Below are 19,307 nucleotides of genomic sequence, written 5' to 3' on the forward strand. Positions count from 1 at the left end.
AGGCGTTATGTCGGGATTTTACAACGTTATAAAGCCGAAAACTACGCGGCCACCTGTCTGGTTTTTACGACAGGTAGGAAGATACATGCCTCAATATAAAGAGCTCAAGGGCTCTCAAACATTGAAAGCCTTTTTCCACAATACAGAAGCAATTACTGAAGCAACTCTTTTAGGACCGAATTTATTAAAAGTGGATGCAGCAATTTGCTTTGCTGATATTCTTTCACTATTAGACGGTTTTAATATCTCTTATGATTTCGCTCCCGGACCACAAATCTCATTTTCTCCTAATCAAGAATTGATTTTCACAAAAGACCCCAAAGAGACATTCTCCTATCTTCTTGAAGCAATTAGAAATCTTGTGAAGTGTTTAAAAGTCCCTTTAATTGCTTTCGCAGCGTCTCCTTTCACTATGGCAAGCTATCTTTTAGATGGAGGAGCTTCTAAAGATTTCCCAAAAACGATGGCGTTTCTTTATCAATATCCTGAAAGATTCGATACTTTGCTTAAGAAATTAACAGAAGGAACGGTCGTTTATCTAAAGGAACAAATTCATGCTGGAGCTTCGGCCATCCAGCTATTTGAATCTTCGAGTTTACGTTTACCCTCGGAACTATTTTCCCAATATGTGACGACACCAAATACACGGCTCATTTCTCAATTAAAGCGACAGGTCTCCTCACCTATAAGTTTATTTTGCCGCTGTTTCTATGAAAATTTTTTAGACCTTTACTCGACAGGTGCGGACACATTACATCCTGACTATCATGTAAATCTTAATAAGCTCTATAAAACAGTTACACATCCAGGATCTTTACAAGGAAATATCGATCCTGCACTATTTCTACTTCCTCAGGATGAACTTCTCGCTCATCTTGAAAAATACCTTACTACTTTGAAATATCAACCTAATTATATTTTCAATTCAGGGCATGGCATTCTTCCTGAAACTCCCCTAGAAAACGTCCAAGCTGCGGTATTATGTTTAACGTCAATTTCAACTTCTTAGAAGGTCTCCATCAACCTGCACCAAGATACACAAGCTATCCAACAGCTTTAGAATGGAAATCATCCGATGCCAATCCTGCATATCTTGCTTTTGAGCGTCTCCAAGAAGATGACCATCCGTTATCACTATATTTCCATATTCCTTTCTGTCAGTCTATGTGTCTATATTGCGGATGCTCTGTAGTAATCAATCGTCGCGAAGATATTGTAGAAGATTATATCTCTACTCTTATTAAAGAAATGGAACTCGTTCATACTCTTTTAGGAGGGAAACGGAAAACTTCACGAATTCATTTTGGAGGAGGAACTCCAAGTCGATTATCTAGAGCACTATTTGAGAAATTATTTTTTCATATTCATCGTTTGTTTGATCTTTCTGAAGTTGAAGAAATTGCTCTTGAGTTTGACCCTCGTTCTTTAAGGAATGATAGTGAAAAAGCTGAATTTATCCAGTCATTAGGATTTAACCGTGTAAGCTTAGGAGTTCAAGATACACAAGCTACTGTTCAAGAAGCTGTACGACGACGACAAAGTCATGAAGAATCTCTACATGCTTATCAGAAATTTCGAGAACTAGGTTTTGAGAGTATAAATATAGATTTGATTTATGGTCTCCCTAAGCAAACAAAAGTAACATTTACACAAACAATCGCTGATATTTTACAGATGCGTCCTGATCGCCTAGCGTTGTTTTCATTTGCCTCCATTCCATGGATAAAGCCTCATCAAAAAGCTATGAAAAAAAGTGACATGCCCTCTATGGAGGAAAAGTTCGCTATATATTCTTATGCACGACATACATTAACAAAGTCAGGATATCAGGCAATTGGTCTAGATCATTTCTCTCTACCTGAAGATCCCTTAAGCATAGCCTTTAAAAATAAAACTCTAATTCGCAATTTCCAAGGATATTCCTTACCTCCAGAAGAAGATCTTATAGGGTTAGGAATGACATCAACAAGTTTTATCCGCGGTATATATTTACAAAATGCAAAAACTCTAGAATCCTACCATGAGCAAATCCTTGGAGGATCTCTAGCAACGATTAAAAGTAAGATTCTTTCAGAAGATGATAGAATAAGAAAATGGGTAATCCATAAGCTTATGTGTACATTTGTCGTATCTAAAGAAGAATTTTCAGATCTTTTTAGCTATCGTTTTGATGAATATTTTTCCGAAAGTCAAGAACGGATAGATGGTATGGTAACGACAGGACTAATCCAAAATAGTTCTTCTTTTCTTACTGTAACTCCATTAGGAGAGCTATTTGTACGTGTAATTGCTACAGCTTTTGATGCTTATTTCTTAAAAACTGTTTCTTCAAGCCCTAGGTTTTCAAGATCTATATGAGAAAAGTCATTGTTATAGGAGCGGGAATTTCAGGATTAGCCACAGCGTGGTGGTTACATAGAAAATTCCCTAATAGCGAACTTATGATTATAGATAAGGCAGATCGTCCTGGAGGACTTATCTATACAGATCATCAAAAAGATTTTCCCTTAGATCTCGGTCCTAAAGGTTTTTTAGTTCGGGGAGAGGGAAAGTATACTCTCGGATTAATCCATGATCTAGAATTACAAGATTTCCTCGTATCCAGTGACAAAACAGCAAAAAAACGTTTTATCCGCTACAAAGGGAAAACTCGCAAAGTCTCCCCCTGGACATTGATAAAGGAGGGCTTACCTTTTGCCATGGTCAAAGATCTCTTCGCCTCCCGATATACAAAAGATAGTTCTGTTTATGATTTTCTACGTCGTCATAGTACAACAAGTCTTATTCAGAATGTGTTAAATCCCGTTGTTACAGCAATTCGTGCGGGACATAGCAATGTACTTTCTGCGCATATGGCTTTTCCAACTCTTTCTCAACGCGAAGCAAAAACAGGATCAATATTACGTAGTTATCTGAAAGAATTTTCGAAGAAAAAAAATAAGGATATTCCTTATCTCGCCTCCCTACGTCCGAATTTAGGGATTCTCATAGATACTTTAGTGAAGAAAATCCCAGCCAAATGGAAATTCTCTTCACCTGTCACAAAGATAGACTGTTCTCCCTCGGAAGTTTTGGTATCAACAGCAAACGAAACATTCTCGGCAGATTTAGCGATCTATACTGGACCTACAACTACTCTTCCCTCTCTTATTGATATTCCTGGTATCCAGCATCTCTCCAATAAAATACTCCATTGGGATCTTTCTTGTGTGACTTTAGGATGGGATAAGAATCCTCCTTCTATTCCGAAAGGTTATGGAATGCTCTTCGCCGATGAACCTCCTTTACTTGGTATTGTCTATAATACTGAAGTTTTCCCCCAGCAAATACCTGGGAAAACGGTCATCTCATTATTATTAGAAGATCGCTGGCATGACGAAGAAGCTTATGCTTTCTCTTTAGCAGCAATTTCTGAATATCTGGGAATTTCTACAAAACCTGATGTATTTTCATTATTCTCCCCAGAAGAGGGTCTTCCCCAGCATTGCGTAGGATTCCTAGAAATGAAAAAGCAAATACTTCCTTCTATTCCTCATAATCTAAAAATTGTAGGACAGAATTTTGCAGGACCAGGGTTAAATAGATGTGTAGCTTCAGCCTATCGTGCTGTCGCTGCCATTTAAAGGAAGGAAACGTTCACAAAGAGAAAGCGTTGTGGTTAACATCTCTCCGAAATATTCTCGTCGCGGAGACATTTCGAGTAATCTTTTTTCAATATGATCTAGAAGATGTTGAGCTAGCTTTTCTTTTTCATTAAGTTTCTCATAAGCGCAAGCAAGTCCCGATACCCAACGCATTTCCATAGCTACGCGATTGGTAATTTCTTCAATAAGGATTACCTGTGGGTGCTTAGGTGTTTGCCAATCTCCTTTTATCTCTTCAAAAACCTCAATAGCGCGTGAAGTATTTCCAAAAGCGAGATAAGCATCAGCAAGATCTAACTTCAAAGTATAGTATATATATGTCCAAGCTTTAGCATTTTCTCCAGATAATGTGACTTCTGAAAATTCATTTAAAGCTTTTATAAACCAACTAATTTTCCTAATTAGTGAGGATTCCACATACCCTTGAAGATAATAAACCAAAGATAATAGTGAAGAATGAGGGAAGAGTTCTTGAAAACGAGATAAATGGCATAGAGCGGTATCTTTTCCCGAAAGATAGTCTTCTATATCATAGGCAAGAAGATACAATCGATCTCCATACAAACGAAGATCCAGATTATCGCAATAGAGATCAAGATTCTCACTACACTTTCTCGTTAATGCCCAAACTAATCTAATAGTAGACTGTAACGAAGAACGTTCTTGAGAAAAGACTCTTGTTAACAATGCGCAAGATTGCGCATTTCTATAGTATAGAGAAACAAAACAACATTTCGCAAGATCTTCTAGGGATACAGATGGATCTATTTCACCTGTAGAAGATACTTCCTTCATTAGTTCCCCACGACGAAATGCCAACCATAAAGTTAAAGCTCTACTATATTCACTATCCCCCACTCTTTCTTTGGCGTTTTCTAAATAATTTTGTTCGGCGAGATCTATGTGCAGGTCAATGAGGGAAAGTATAGGACTATCGTTATGAATCCCACAATGCTTTATCATATCATAGATAAAATAGTGATAAAGATCCTCAATAGACATTCTACTGTTACCACTCAATGATTCACAGACCTTAACAACATTAGATGAAGATCCATGATCTTCTTTTATAAATAACGCATCTAGAGATTTGAGAATCTTACGGTGTAGAAATGAAAAACGAGATTTAGAGGTGAACTCTTTACAAGAATCAATTTTTTTTTGAAGAGCATAAATAAGAAACAATCCTAAACCCGCCTCTTCACGACTCCAACTTTTATAAGCCCTAAGAAAAAAATTCTCAGCATCATCATACTTTTGTTGTCGGCAAGAAATACATCCTAAATATTCATATACTCGAGCTAAAGTCACTCCCAATCTAGCAGAATGATCTAAAGTAGATAAGAAAATTTCTCGAGATTTTATGAAGTCTTGTTTTTCATAGCTATAGCAACCCAGGAAGAAACTATATTCTGGGAAATAAGCATGTTCCAAAACAAATATAGATTCTCCAGCAACTAATAGTCGCTGCATAGCTGAGAGATTTTTGATCTGATGATAGATTTCTAATAATGAAAAGTAGCCATAATAAAGTAATGTCGATTGTAAATAGTTTCCATGATCTATAAGGACTTCTAATTCGCGAATGCCTTCTTCTTGATCCCATGGAAGCGTATACAAAGCATGAGCAAGAAGAAGTACATCAACTTCATGAGCACGCTGTACTTCTCCCTTTGCTATCCTCAATACCAATTTATCAATAGCGTGCGCGTAATCTTTTTCAGCCTGACAATAGGGCAATAATAAAGATTCACAGGAAGCCTTAGCCTCTCGTGCTTTTTCAATTTCCAACCCTAAGACTATTTTCCTTAAAAAAATCTTCTCTATATCAATAACATCAGGATGGGGACTACACGTACCTGCTTCAACACTATGAGAAAGTTTATCACACAGTCTTAAAGCCTCGTCGTAATTTCCTCGTTCCTTCATTACGAGAATCTCTTGTTTTCGATCCTCATAACTACTGTGTAAAGTCATACTATAGAGCTGAAGAAGAAGATTATCTTCTAGGGTTTCTCTACCACTGTCAATATTATGAAATTGCGTTATCAAATCTCTAAGAGAAACACTATCAGGATTCAATCTCTGCCAAGCAAGACGTATTTGAGATCTGATATGAGGAGGAATTGTAACTACGGATAATAATTTTCTTACTATATCTTTACTGGTTGATCTACCATCTTGTTTTATTTTCACCTGTACATACTGGCGCGTTAGCGATGCTATAGTTTCCCAATCTCTAGGAGATAACACTGTTTTTTCAGAAATTATACGTTCTACAAATGCTGAAAAAGCTTCATCACAATCGGTTCCCGAATTCAATACTGTATGTAGATCTGCACAATGATGGCCGAAAGACAACTGCTGAGTTGGAGCAGCACTGACAACTCCTATACTCATAATTAAATAAAATTGAAAAACGCATAGACATGCGCGAAGACATACTTTCATGATAGATTTCTCTCTACCATAGTACTGGCAGGAAATATAAAAAAAATTCGCAATAGTTCAAAAAATAAACTATATGCAAACCAAAAGTATAGGAGAAGACACTATTACTAAAAAAGAAAGTTCTTTTTGAAATTTTGTTATAAATTAAATAACGACACAACCAGAACACTACCTAAAAAATACAAAAAAAATCTCATTTAATGAAAATCAACAGTTTACTTCTTCCAAAAAAAGACTTCAGCATTATATCAACTAACACACTGACAAACAAAGAAGTACGAAAAATTAAAAAAAGTAAAAATGATTCTCTGTTTTCTTTTCTCTAAAAAAATTGTTGCATGAATTTGAACAAACAAACTAATTAAAAATTAAAACAAGTAAAAATAGTTTAAAACAACAACTAGAGGACGCTTTTCATGGCGCTAAAAGATACGGCAAAAAAAATGAGAGATCTGTTGGAAAGTATCCAACAAGACTTAGACAAAGCCGAAAGAGGAAATAAAGCAGCAGCTCAGCGAGTACGCACTGACTCTATCAAATTAGAGAAGATTGCTAAGCTGTATAGAAAAGAATCGATCAAAGCTGAAAAGTCTGGCTTGATGAAACGCAAGCCTGCGACAAAAGCTAAAAAAGCTACTGCCGCTAAAAAACCTGCAAAATCTGCACCTAAGCCTAAGGCAAAAGTAAAAGCTAAACCAAAAGCTAAAGCAGCTCCTAAAGTAAAAGCTAAAGCCCCTGCAAAAAAGACTCCAGCAAAAGCAAAAGCAAAAAAAATCTCTAAATCTCGCTCCCTAAGAAAATAATTTTTTCCTTGTCTTGGTTTTTAGAGGGTAATTATATTTTATAACTTGCCCTCATTTTTTTCTTTCCCCTAGTTTTCAAAAGATTGTCCCCAGAAAGCATCCCTTATGATAAAATTCCATAGTAATTTTTATCTGCGGAATATCTTACCCTTATTTCATTCCTGCAGGTACGTGACGAGTTTTACATAAAACCCTACCTAAGGTGGGCTATGCCTACAGTAATGAATTGTAAACATCTAGGCATTTGTGGAGGATGTTCCTCTCCTCAGACTGCCTATGCTGATTCTTTAAAAACTAAAGAACACCTTTTACATAAACTTTTTTCTCCTATTTTTCCTTCTTCAGAAATTCTTCCTGTGATTCCTTGCGATCCAATATTGCGAGGGAGAAATAAGATGGAGTTCTCATTTTTTCAAACAAATGAAGGAAAGAAAAGTCTAGGATTCATTACGCCTACAAAACCTAAACAAGGTGTTCCTATTACAGAATGTCTCATGATTCATGAACACGCTGTCGATATTCTAAATCTTACTCGCACTTGGTGGGATAATCATCCTGAACTTACAGCTTACTATCCTCCTTTTAATAAGGGTTCTCTTTGTACTCTTACTGTGCGTATCGGAAATCCAAAACAGACACTCATGGTTATTTTAACAACATCGGCAAGAGAAGAATATGCTGTTAAAGAAAAACTTATTGAGGAATGGAAAAATGTTCTTATAAATTCTAACCTCCCTATTATCTCCATCGTTTGGGAAGAAAGAGTCAGCGCAAAAAATGCTCCGACATATTTCCGTTCTCACTTAATTCATGGAGAACCATTTATTAAACAAACATTAACACTCCCCAAAGATGGTAATTCTGGAGTGTTTCACGTGTATCCTAGAAGCTTCTTTCAACCGCAAAGTCTTCAAGGAGCAAAAATTATTGAAATTGCTAAAGAGTTTATGAATCCACAAGGATCCGAAACATTACTGGATCTCTATTGTGGCGCAGGAACTATAGGTATTATGCTCTCTGCCTACGTAAAAAAGGTTATAGGAGTAGAAATTGTCCCAGATGCTATAGATTCTGCAAAAGAAAATATCTTAATAAATAAAAAAGAAAATCTCATCGAAGTACATTTAGAAGATGTAAAAACATTTTGTAGAAGACATCAAGACTGTCCTCCTCCTGATGTCGTTATTATTGACCCTCCACGTTGTGGAATGCAGAATAAAGTTCTTAAATATCTTCTGAGAATTTTTCCAAAAAAAATTATTTACATCTCTTGCAATCCTAAAATACAGTTTGAGGAATGTTGTAGTTTAATTTCTGCAGGTTATTGTATTAAAAAAATTCAACCTTTGGATCAATTTCCCCATTCTCCGCACTTAGAAAATATTATTTTGCTAGAAAGGGAAGATAACCTCTAGGAAAAGCATTGAACGTACGCTTCCTATTATGTTAACCTTTCCCTGAAATAACCGAAGTAAAGGTGGTTAAATGTTATCTCGTTTATTCATGTGTTTTTTATTTCTGTTGAGTTCGTCATCTCTCCTTGCGGATGAAGAAGGCACTCAAGTAAAAAGTACTTTTGCTCAACCCGCTGTAATGCTAGGCATTGCCATTTTGTTCTTTTACTTCATTTTATGGCGTCCGGAACAAAAACGTAGAAAAGCTATGGAAAAACGCAAAAATGAACTTGCGAAAGGCGATAAAGTTACCGCTATGGGGATTCTAGGAACTATTGATGAAATCCGAGAACATACTGTAATTCTTAACGTTACCTCTGGGAAAATCGAAATACTAAAAGCAGCGATTTCTGAAATTTTAAAGCCTGATGGAACTAAAGCATAAGCTTTAAGATATAGACATTTACTTTCTGTGATATTAGAGAGATCTACATTGATTTTTTATAAGCCAAGTTATAACTTGACACCATAAGCTATTCAAAGAAGTCGAGGATTTTTAGGATCATGACTTGGCTTTCAGGCCTATATTTCATCAGCATTGCTAGTTTAGTATTTTGTGTTATAGGTTTGATACTTTCTGGGATCATTCTTATTTCCCGCAAATTCCTAGTTAAGATTCATCCTTGCAAGCTAAAAATTAATGATGACGACTCTCTTACTAAAACAGTAGATAGCGGCCACACTCTGTTATCCTCTCTTTTAGATTCGGGTATTCCTATACCTTCTCCGTGTGGAGGCAAAGCTACTTGTAAACAGTGTAAGGTAAAAATCGTAAAAAACGCTGATCAACCTTTAGAAACAGATCACGCTACTTTTTCGAAGCAACAGCTAGAACAAGGTTGGCGTCTTTCCTGCCAAACAAAAGTTCAACATGATATGTGTTTGGAAATAGAAGAACGCTATTTAAATGCTTCTTCTTGGGAAGGTACAGTTGTTTCTAATGACAACGTAGCCACATTCATAAAAGAACTTGTTGTATCTGTTAGTCCTGAACACCCTATTCCCTTTAAACCTGGGGGATATCTACAAATTAGCGTTCCCGCTTATAAAACTAATACTTCCGATTGGAAGCCAACTATGGCTCCTGAATACTATAGTGATTGGGAACATTTTAATTTATTTGATCGGACTATAGACAATAGTCTCCTAGAACTAGATTCTGCAAATAAAGCATATTCTCTAGCCTCATATCCTGCAGAGCTTCCTCTTATTAAATTCAATATCCGTATTGCAACGCCACCTTTTATTAACAATACTCCGAATCCAGAGATTCCTTGGGGAATATGCTCATCATATATTTTTTCATTAAAACCTGGAGACAAGATTAATGTTTCGGGTCCCTATGGAGAATCTTTCATGAAAGAAAACAACCGCCCCTTGATTTTCTTAATCGGTGGTGCGGGTTCTTCATTCGGTAGAAGTCATATTTTAGATCTCTTATTAGACAAGCATTCTACAAGAGATATTACGTTATGGTACGGAGCTCGCTCTCTAAAGGAAAATATCTATCAAGAAGAGTATGAGAAATTAGAGAAGAATTTTTCCAATTTCCATTATCATTTAGTACTATCAGAACCCCTTCCTGAAGATATCGCTTCGGGTTGGGATAAGAATAACCCAGAAAAAACAAATTTCCTTTTCCGAGCTTTTGAGCTTGGTCAACTCAGTAAATTAAGTAATCCTGAAGATTATCTATATTATGTATGTGGTCCGCCGCTACACAACAGCAGTATTCTAAAATTACTCGATAACTATGGTGTAGAGCGATCTTCTATAGTCCTCGATGATTTCGGAAGCTAATTTTTAGCTATATGTTTTTTTCGCCATAGATATTTTCTATATTTTATCGGTTATTAGATCTTAACAATTCGAATTAATGACATGACGTAGATCATCATGGCGAGGAAACTAAATAGCCTATGTGTGGCTTGGCTAATTGCATAGGCTCGACTATTAGTGAACCCACATAAAAAGTTGTATGATCATTTGAGATAATAGGAATAAGCTCACTAGAATTCGAACTATTTCGACATGAGGAAGCGACTTCTAAACCTCCCAAAGTTGTCATTGCTGACAGAAAAGTCAGAAAGATTCCAAATACAGTCGTGTTTACTATTCCAATAATTCTATAGTGGTTGACAACGTTCTGAAGACGAACTCTCAATCTTCCTCTATTTTGGATTCTGTTTGTTCATTATTTTGATCTCCATTATTTCCAACCCATCTCAAGCATCGGTTAAATAAGATATCACGAAGTCCCGGAGCGGCATATTCTAACAGATCTCGACCAAGTATGCTCCATCCAAGTATAATCGCAGGTCGTGCTGCCATACGAATATTATTTATAACGTCGTATAGAGGTTTACAATAGGGCCAAAAGCACGAAAGCACAAAGCTGCTATACGCATATTTCGGTAGCTTTCTCTTCTAGCACGAGGATTAATTAGCATTAAAAATACACTACAAAAGCCAAGACAAGGAAAAAATTATAACGAAAAGAATGCAGGCAAAAAAAAAGGAGAATATTTCTATTCTCCTTATAAAAAACTCAGTTTACGAGTCAAAATAACTAAAAGCTTGGCAATGACCTACTCTCCCATACTCTTGTGTATAGTACCATCGGCGATAAAAGGCTTAACTTCTGAGTTCGGAATGGGGTCAGGTGTATCCCTTTTTCCATTATCACCAAGCAAATTCTTGTAACGTAACAATTCACGTATACTAATAGACGCTTAAGAGGGTCTTTAGTATCAACTTACATCGATCGATTTATTTCAACAAAAAAGCCTATTGAGCTTTTTATATGATAAAAACCAAGTCAATGGACTTATTAGTATTGGTTAGCTAAACACATTACTGTGCGTACACACCCAACCTATCAACCACATAGTCTATATGGAGTCTCATAGGGATACCTTATCTTAAGGGAGGCTTGGCATTTAGATGCTTTCAATGCTTATCCTTTCCGAACGTAGCTACTCGGCTATGCTTTTGGCAAAACAACCGACACACCATTGGTTCGTCCATTCCGGTCCTCTCGTACTAGGAACAGCTCCTTTCAAGTATCCTGCGCCCACAAAGGATAGAGACCAAACTGTCTCACGACGTTTTGAACCCAGCTCGCGTACCGCTTTAATTGGCGAACAGCCAAACCCTTGGGACCTTCTCCAGCCCCAGGATGCGATGAGCCGACATCGAGGTGCCAAACCGCCACGTCGATATGAACTCTTGGTGGCGATCAGCCTGTTATCCCCGGAGTACCTTTTATCCGTTAAGCGACGGCGATTCCACTTTCCACCGCCGGATCACTAAGCCCGACTTTCGTCTCTGCTTGACTTGTAGGTCTTACAGTCAACCTATTTTATACCTTTACGCTCTACTCGTGATTGCCAACCACGATGAAATAAGCTTTGGGCTCCTCCGTTACTTTTTAGGAGGATACCGCCCCAGTAAAACTGCCCGTCTGGCAATGTCCATATTCCAGATTCATGGAATTATGTTAGACTCCCAACTTGTTAAGACCAGTATTTCAACGATGACTCCCACTCTCCTAACGAAGAGTGTTCATAGTCTCCTGGCTATGCTACACATAACAAATCAAGAATCAATACCAAAGTACAGTAAAGGTTCACGGGGTCTTTTCGTCCTTTTGCGGGTAAACAGCATCTTCACTGCTACTACAATTTCACCGAGTCTTTCGTTGAGACAGTGCCCAGATCGTTACACCATTCGTGCAGGTCGGAACTTACCCGACAAGGAATTTCGCTACCTTAGCACCGTTATAGTTACGGCGGCCATTCACCAGGGCTTGGGTTCAATGCTTTGCCTTGCGGCTGACATATTCCTTTAACCTTTTGGCATTGGGCAGGCGTCACACCATATACTTCCCCTTAGAGGTTTGCATAGTGCTGTGTTTTTGTTAAACAGTCGCCTGGGCCATTTCTCTGCGGCCTCCCGGAGCTCATACCGTAAAGGTAATCACCCTAGAAGGCTCCCCTTCTTCCGAAGTTACGGGGATAATTTGCCGAGTTCCTTAACGAAAGTTATCTCGCGCGCCTTAGAATACTCATCTCGCACACCTGTGTCGGTTTAGGTACGGTCACCATCAACAGCTAGAAATTATTTCTTGAAAGCATTGCGCTACACTATCAGTTCCTCCGAAGATTTCCCTTAACCACAACCTAACCTTATGTTAGCGGATTTGCCTACTAACCGGTCTCATTGTGATACGGACATTTCCAATCGTCCGCGTGCTTAACGTACTCCGTCATTCCATTGCTAAAGTTTTAGGTGGTACAGGAATATTTAACCTGTTGCTCCATCGTCTACGCATTTGTGCCTCGACTTAGGGGCCGACTAACCCAGGGAAGACGAGCTTGACCCTGGAAACCTTGTGCTTACGGCGAGGAAGATTTTCACTTCCTTTATCGTTACTTATGCCATGGATCTTCACTAGTATCCGCTCCAGTACTCCTTACGGTATACCTTCGCTGCTGAATACTACGCTCTCCTACCGCGTATATATAAAACATACACCCGCGATGTCGGTTTTATGCTTGAGCCCCGATTATTATTGGCGCGATGATTCTCGATTGGTGAGCTGTTACGCACTCTTTAAATGATTGCTGCCTCTAAGCCAACATTCCAACTGTCTTAGAATCATCACTTCCTTACTCACTTAGCATAAAATTTGGGACCTTAATCGGCGGTCTGGGCTGTTCCCCTCTCGACAACGAAGCTTAGCCCCCGCTGTCTATCTCCCGGACTCGCTTTTGGTATTCGGAGTTTGATTTCCGTTGGTAAGCCGGTAGGCCCCCGCTAGAATTCAGTGCTCTACCCCCAAAAGCTTAATATCCGAGGCTAACCCTAAAGTTATTTCGGAGAGAACAAGATATCTCCAAGTTTGATTGGCCTTTCACCCCTATTCACAACTCATCCAAACATTTTTCAACATGTACTGGTTCGGTCCTCCACAAGGTCTTACCCATGCTTCAACCTGGTCATAAATAGCTCACTTGGTTTCGTGTCTAAATCAAACGACTATACGCTCTATTAAAACTCGCTTTCGCTTCGGCTCCGGAATGTAAATCCCTTAACCTCGCCGTTTAACTTAACTCCCTGGCTCATCATGCAAAAGGCACGCCGTCAACCATCGCTTCCGAGGAAGCTATAGGTCTCCGACCGCTTATAAGCTACTGGTTTCAGGTTCTATTTCACTCCCTTAACAAGGGTTCTTTTCACCTTTCCTTCACAGTACTGGTTCACTATAGGTCATTGACTAGTATTTAGACTTGGAGAGTGGTCTCCCCAGATTCAGACTAGGTTTCACGTGTCTAGCCCTACTCAGGTATCGAATAGAGTCTCTTGTTCTTTTGCTTACGGGACTATCACCCTGTATCGTTCTACTTTCCAGAAGTATTCAACTAAAACTTAAGATCTCATGTTATCGACCCTACAACCCCACACCAAAGATGTGGTTTGGTCTTCTCCCCTTTCGCTCGCCGCTACTTAGGGAATCTCTTTGATTTATTTTCCTCTGCTTACTAAGATGTTTCAGTTCAGCAGGTGTCGCTTTATATGCCTATGTATTCAGCATATAATGGTAGACGATTAATCTACCGGGTTGCCCCATTCGGATACCTCCGGGTCATAGCTTTATACCAGCTCGCCGAAGATTACTGCAGGTAAACGCATCCTTCATCGCCTGTCAATGCCAAGGCATCCGCCAATAGCTCTTAACAACTTGGTCTGTAAATTATTGATCCATGCAAGTTAACTTCACCAAAGACAGATATTCTTAAACGTCTATTATTATATGTGAATTTACTTGTTACCATATTATTTACATAACATACTTGATCGTAAACTGAATGTTTTGGAAACAAACGCTTAACAATGCAAAAGAAATAGAATACAAGTTTTTAAAGATGCTTGCCCAACCTAGTCAAACTGTCCTAAGACAGTTATCCTTATCCTTAAAAGGAGGTGATCCAGCCCCACCTTCCGGTAGGGCTACCTTGTTACGACTTCATCCCAGTCATCAGCCTCACCTTGGGCGCCTCTCTCCTTTGCAGGTTGAGTCAACGACTTAAGGCAAAACCAACTCCCATGATGTGACGGGCGGTGTGTACAAGGCCCGGGAACGTATTCACGGCGTTATAGCTGACACGCCATTACTAGCAATTCCGACTTCATGTAATCGAGTTGCAGACTACAATCCGAACTGGGGCCAGCTTTGAGGATTTGCTCCATCTCGCGATATTGCTACCTTCTGTACTGGCCATTGTAGCACGTGTGTGGCCCTGGGCATAAGGGCCATGCTGACTTGACGTCATCCTCGCCTTCCTCCTGGTTAACCCAGGCAGTCTCGTTAGAGTTCCCACCCTAAGTGTTGGCAACTAACGATAAGGGTTGCGCTCGTTGCGGGACTTAACCCAACACCTCACGGCACGAGCTGACGACAGCCATGCAGCACCTGTGTATTTGTCCTTGCGGAAAACGACATTTCTGCCGCGGTCAAATACATGTCAAGCCCAGGTAAGGTTCTTCGCGTTGCATCGAATTAAACCACATGCTCCACTGCTTGTGCGGGCCCCCGTCAATTCTTTTGAGTTTCACCCTTGCGAGTGTACTCCTCAGGCGGCATACTTAACGCGTTAGCTACGACACGGATAGGGTTGAGACTATCCACATCAAGTATGCATCGTTTACGGCAAGGACTACCAGGGTATCTAATCCTGTTTGCTCCCCTTGCTTTCGCGCCTTAGCGTCAGGTGTAAATTAGAAAAGCGCCTTCGCCACTGGTGTTCTTCCACATATCTACGCATTTCACCGCTACACGTGGAATTCCCTTTTCTCCATCTACCCTCTAGAAAGATAGTATTAGATGCTGGCTTGGGGTTGAGCCCCAAGATTTAACATCTAACTTTCCTTTCCGCCTACACGCCCTTTACGCCCAATAAATCCGATTAACGCTAGCACCCTCCGTATTACCGCAGCTGCTGGCACGGAGTTAGCCGGTGCTTCTTTACCTGGTACGCTCAAATCAATTGGATATTAGCCAATTTCTCTTATTCCCAAGCGAAAGTGCTTTACAACCCTAGAGCCTTCATCACACACGCGGCGTCGCTTCGTCAGACTTTCGTCCATTGCGAAAGATTCTCGACTGCAGCCTTCCGTAGAAGTCTGGGCAGTGTCTCAGTCCCAGTGTTGGCGGTCAATCTCTCAATCCGCCTAGACGTCAAAGCCTTGGTAGGCCATTACCCCACCAACAAGCTGATATCCCATAGACTCTTCCTTAACCGAAAGGTCCTAAGATCCCCTTCTTTAATATGTTTTAGATGCCTAAACATACCACATTCGGTATTAGCGGTCGTTTCCAACCGTTATTCCCAAGTTGAGGACAGATTATCTATGTATTACTAACCCTTCCGCCACTAAATAATAACCGAAGTCATTATTCCGTTCGACTTGCATGCCTCATCCACGCCGCCAGCGTTCAATCTGAACCAAGATCAAATTCTCAGAAAAAATAAATTTAAAAATTAACGGATTTTAAAAATCCGAACAAGCATTCTTTATACTGGCTTGCATTCTATCTCATTTGCATTGTTAAGAAGAGAAGATCAGCATTGCTGAACCCTCGTTTGCGCATCCACATCGAAGTGTGGACTCTTCCTTCTTTCGCTTTTCGCGGTGAAGAAGAAATCAATATCTTATATAAACGGCATTTATTTATGCAACATATTTTGCTGCACTTTTTTTCGAGCTATAAATTCTATAAATTAAATTTATGCCTCCTCAATACCCTCAGAGCAAGAAAAACGTATTTTATTTTTCTTAGATTTTTTGTTTTTTTAATCGCAAATTTATCTGTTTTGAAAGCTCAAATTGCTATTGAAACGCTGTCTATTATTGACGTCAGAAATGCTCCTCAAGTAAATTATATAATAAAATTTTGATTTTAATGATTGGCTTGCATCCGAGTTCATTTTTCTTAATTAAGGTATAGAGAATTTACTTCTTAAAACGCTTCAACACGATTCCATTTTTAATAAATGCCTAATGGCCGAGGATGAGAGCCTTTTCCTTAATTGAAGCAAAAATTTTGATCAGTGTGTTTAAAAATTTTAAATCCAAATAATGTGCACAATTGAGCATGGTTTAAAAAACTAGGATACAGATCTTCTCTGACATGATTAAAGAAATGCGTTTAAGAACTTGTATTAGGAAATCATTGTAGAACAAAACCTCCCTTTACAAGCTCGATTGACTTTAACTAACGAATTATGTTTGAGATCATAGGCTTTTTGTCTTGGATAAATATTATCGTCGAGATAATATCCTCTCTTAGCTTTCATAGCTTGTGGCGAACGTAGCTCAGTTGGTTAGAGCGTCGGATTGTGGTTCCGAAGGTCGCGGGTTCAAGCCCCGTCGTTCGCCCTTCTTTATCTTCTTTGTTTCTTTTGCGATTCTTGTTATAACCAAGTATTAGAATAAATTCTCACTCTACTAAAAACCTTGTGTCTATTCATGGTAAGAGAGCGACAGAAATCTAAATCTGCCTTATTTCCTTCAATTCCCTTCGCGGTTAGGGCGAGCATCTATTTGTTTTTGGCTTGTTTCTCAGGTCTGAGCTTATGGAGTTTTCATAATACACAGCCGTGCACGCAAAATTGGATAGGATTGCTGGGATGGTCTTTAAGTTCCTTTCTTTTATATTGCTTCGGAGCAGCATCTTTTCTTATTCCACCATATTTTTTATGGTTATCCTTTCTAAATATAAGAAAAACGCCTTCAAAGATCTTACATCGTAAAGCACTTGCATTTGCATGCATCCCTATTTGTTCGGCAATATTGCTATCGATGTTCTCTCCAGTACAAGTATTGCCCCATATTTTAGACGCCCGTCTTCCTAAATTTATTTTAGGAATTAATCCTCCTGTTTCTTACTTAGGAGGTATTCCTTTCTATATTCTTTATGCTGGACAATCTTTCTGTTTGAAGCATTTGATTGGTTCCGTAGGTACCGCTCTTATTTTTTCATTTATATTGTTCTTTTCTATTTTTTATCTCTGTGGGGGTATAGTCCTAATTAAAAAAAAAATTCTGCAAAGATTCCTCAAAAACAGATTTCAAGCCTGTTGGCGTATTTGCAAAAGCATTTTAAAAAGACTAACTAATAAGCAAAATTATCTCCCTAAACCTTCAATCAGAGTTCCTTCTGCTCCCATAGCAAGGAATGATTCAAGGAAGCTTCCGACTCCAATTGTTTCCCTACCAATAGAAAAGGGAGACTTATTTGATAACCCAAATATAGCTCCCCAAGATTCTTCAGAAAAAGCAACCCTTTTTCTAGCTCCTCATCCTCAAAAACGTATTTTATCTACATTCACAAAACCACAAAATACAGTTCAGAAAGAATCTAAGATTACCGTATTACCTCAATCCTTACCTCCACCAAGTAAGAGAGTTGAAAAATCTCCCCCTATGGATTTATCGACACTTGGAGGGGGGAATTCTGAGCTACCTCAATATCATCTCTTGAGTAAAAATGATAATTCAAAACCCGAGTCTCTTCGTGAGGAACTTCAAAAAAAAGGCATGCTTTTACAACAAACTTTAGAAAGTTTTGGAATAGATGCTGATATTGGGAATATTTGTTTTGGCCCCACGCTAGCTGCATTTGAAGTACAGCCTCATACAGGTGTAAAGGTTCAAAAAATAAAAGCTTTAGAAAATGATATAGCTTTGAATTTGCAGGCCTCAAGCATTCGTATTATCGCCCCGATTCCTGGGAAAGCTGCCGTTGGTATTGAAATTCCGAATCCCTATCCACAACCAGTAAATTTCCGCGATTTATTAGAAGATTATCAAAAACAAAATCATAAACTACTGGTTCCTCTTTTACTTGGGAAAAAGGCCAATGGCGATAACTTCTGGGCTGATTTAGCAACAATGCCTCATTTAATTATTGCGGGAACAACAGGATCAGGAAAGTCCGTTTGTATCAATACGATTGTCATGTCTCTAATCATGACAACATTACCCTCTGATATCAAACTTGTTATTGTCGATCCAAAAAAAGTAGAGCTCACTGGATATTCTCAACTACCCCATATGCTAACTCCTGTGATCACAGAATCTCGTGATGCTCATAGTGCTCTAGTCTGGCTCGTTAAAGAAATGGAACTTCGTTATGAAATTTTAAGATTTTTGGGTCTTCGAAATATTCAGGCTTTTAATTCTCGTGAACGCAATATTGAAGTAGAAAGTTCTTTTGATAAAGAAATCCCAGAAAAAATGCCTTTTCTTGTTGGTATCATCGATGAGCTTGCCGATCTCTTACTTTCTTCTTCTCAGGATATAGAAACACCTATCATTCGTTTAGCACAAATGGCAAGAGCTGTTGGCATTCATTTAATCTTAGCCACGCAAAGGCCTTCTCGTGACGTAATTACAGGATTGATTAAAGCAAACTTTCCTTCTCGCATCGCATTTAAAGTTGCTAATAAAGTGAATAGTCAAATCATTATAGATGAACCTGGAGCAGAAAATCTCATGGGGAATGGAGACATGTTAGTTGTTTCTCCTTCTTCTTTTGGAGCAGTTCGCGCTCAAGGAGCTTATATTTGCGATGAAGACATTAACAAAGTCATAAAAGATCTATGTTCCCGGTTCCCGACAAAATACGTCATTCCTTCATTTGATACTTACGAAGAATTTGTCGGTGATGATTCAACGGATAGAGATCCACTATATAATCAAGCAAAAACTCTTGTTTTACAAACAGGAAACGCTTCTACGACTTTCTTACAAAGAAAACTTAAGATTGGCTATGCTAGAGCAGCCAGTTTGATAGATCAACTTGAAGAGGCCAGAATCATTGGTCCTTCAGAAGGTGCAAAACCTCGTCAAATCTTAATACAAATGCCTCCGCAAGAAGGATAAAGTTT

12 protein-coding genes, 1 tRNA gene and 3 rRNA genes are annotated in these 19,307 nt (G+C 38.8%); 9 read left to right on the forward strand and 7 right to left on the reverse strand.

Features of this window, described 5'->3' with window-relative positions:
* Window positions 1-7 precede the first annotated feature (7 nt).
* From hemE to C10C_RS04440, 3 genes are read left to right on the forward strand one after another with little or no spacing between them, the layout of a single operon-like run.
* Window positions 8-1,009 (forward strand): uroporphyrinogen decarboxylase, encoded by a 1,002-nt coding sequence (gene hemE, locus C10C_RS04430; RefSeq protein ID WP_117274617.1) that lies wholly within the window; start codon window positions 8-10, stop codon window positions 1,007-1,009.
* Window positions 982-2,358 carry an oxygen-independent coproporphyrinogen III oxidase gene (gene hemN / locus C10C_RS04435; protein WP_117274618.1) on the forward strand — a complete coding sequence of 459 codons (1,377 nt, stop codon included), beginning with the start codon at window positions 982-984 and terminating at the stop codon, window positions 2,356-2,358. Before hemE ends, hemN begins: the two co-directional genes overlap by 28 nt.
* Window positions 2,355-3,623, forward strand: coding sequence for a protoporphyrinogen oxidase (locus C10C_RS04440; RefSeq protein ID WP_117274619.1), 1,269 nt, complete (start codon window positions 2,355-2,357; stop codon window positions 3,621-3,623). Before hemN ends, C10C_RS04440 begins: the two co-directional genes overlap by 4 nt.
* On the opposite strand, the gene C10C_RS04445 is transcribed toward C10C_RS04440, so the two are convergent.
* Entirely contained in the window at window positions 3,594-6,095 is a 2,502-nt protein-coding gene (locus C10C_RS04445) for a DNA-binding protein (protein WP_117274620.1), read from the reverse strand. The genes C10C_RS04440 and C10C_RS04445 overlap by 30 nt on opposite strands.
* A gap of 416 nt (window positions 6,096-6,511) precedes the next feature.
* On the opposite strand from C10C_RS04445, the gene hctA reads away from it, so the two are divergent.
* From hctA to nqrF, 4 genes are all read left to right on the forward strand, one after another.
* Entirely contained in the window at window positions 6,512-6,898 is a 387-nt protein-coding gene (hctA, locus tag C10C_RS04450; protein WP_117274621.1) for a histone H1-like protein HctA, read from the forward strand.
* Window positions 6,899-7,107: 209 nt separating this feature from the next.
* Window positions 7,108-8,313, forward strand: coding sequence for a 23S rRNA (uracil(1939)-C(5))-methyltransferase RlmD (gene rlmD, locus C10C_RS04455; RefSeq protein WP_117274622.1), 1,206 nt, complete (start codon window positions 7,108-7,110; stop codon window positions 8,311-8,313).
* A gap of 70 nt (window positions 8,314-8,383) precedes the next feature.
* Window positions 8,384-8,737, forward strand: coding sequence for a preprotein translocase subunit YajC (gene yajC, locus C10C_RS04460; RefSeq protein WP_117274623.1), 354 nt, complete (start codon window positions 8,384-8,386; stop codon window positions 8,735-8,737).
* Between the two features lie 119 nt (window positions 8,738-8,856).
* On the forward strand, window positions 8,857-10,152 hold the full coding sequence (nqrF, locus tag C10C_RS04465) for an NADH:ubiquinone reductase (Na(+)-transporting) subunit F (protein ID WP_117274624.1): 1,296 nt from the start codon (window positions 8,857-8,859) through the stop codon (window positions 10,150-10,152).
* 94 nt (window positions 10,153-10,246) lie between these two features.
* Here the strand turns inward: nqrF and C10C_RS04470 are convergent, their stop codons facing one another.
* The 6 genes from C10C_RS04470 to C10C_RS04495 all read right to left on the reverse strand — a co-directional run bounded on the left by C10C_RS04470 (window position 10,247) and on the right by C10C_RS04495 (window position 15,882).
* Window positions 10,247-10,516: a DUF687 family protein gene (locus C10C_RS04470; protein ID WP_158543025.1), complete on the reverse strand. Its 270-nt coding sequence runs from the start codon at window positions 10,514-10,516 to the stop codon at window positions 10,247-10,249.
* Entirely contained in the window at window positions 10,513-10,743 is a 231-nt protein-coding gene (locus C10C_RS04475; protein WP_162496151.1) for a hypothetical protein, read from the reverse strand. Before C10C_RS04475 ends, C10C_RS04470 begins: the two co-directional genes overlap by 4 nt.
* Entirely contained in the window at window positions 10,695-10,802 is a 108-nt protein-coding gene (locus C10C_RS05300) for a DUF687 family protein (RefSeq protein WP_117274626.1), read from the reverse strand. Before C10C_RS05300 ends, C10C_RS04475 begins: the two co-directional genes overlap by 49 nt.
* Before the next feature lie 125 nt (window positions 10,803-10,927).
* Window positions 10,928-11,042 (reverse strand): 5S ribosomal RNA (rrf, locus tag C10C_RS04485).
* A gap of 119 nt (window positions 11,043-11,161) precedes the next feature.
* A 23S ribosomal RNA gene (locus tag C10C_RS04490) occupies window positions 11,162-14,101 on the reverse strand.
* Window positions 14,102-14,330: 229 nt separating this feature from the next.
* Window positions 14,331-15,882: ribosomal RNA gene (locus tag C10C_RS04495) — 16S ribosomal RNA — on the reverse strand.
* Together the 16S, 23S and 5S rRNA genes form the textbook arrangement of a ribosomal RNA operon.
* A gap of 838 nt (window positions 15,883-16,720) precedes the next feature.
* Here C10C_RS04495 and C10C_RS04500 point away from each other — a divergent pair.
* Both C10C_RS04500 and C10C_RS04505 read left to right on the forward strand, forming a co-directional pair.
* Window positions 16,721-16,794, forward strand: a tRNA-His gene (locus C10C_RS04500).
* A gap of 90 nt (window positions 16,795-16,884) precedes the next feature.
* A complete protein-coding gene (locus tag C10C_RS04505) occupies window positions 16,885-19,302 on the forward strand; it encodes an FtsK/SpoIIIE family DNA translocase (RefSeq protein ID WP_117274628.1) in 2,418 nt (805 codons plus the stop codon).
* Window positions 19,303-19,307 lie beyond the last annotated feature (5 nt).

This window comes from Chlamydia poikilotherma (genome assembly GCF_900239975.1).
Lineage (GTDB): Bacteria > Chlamydiota > Chlamydiia > Chlamydiales > Chlamydiaceae > Chlamydia > Chlamydia poikilotherma.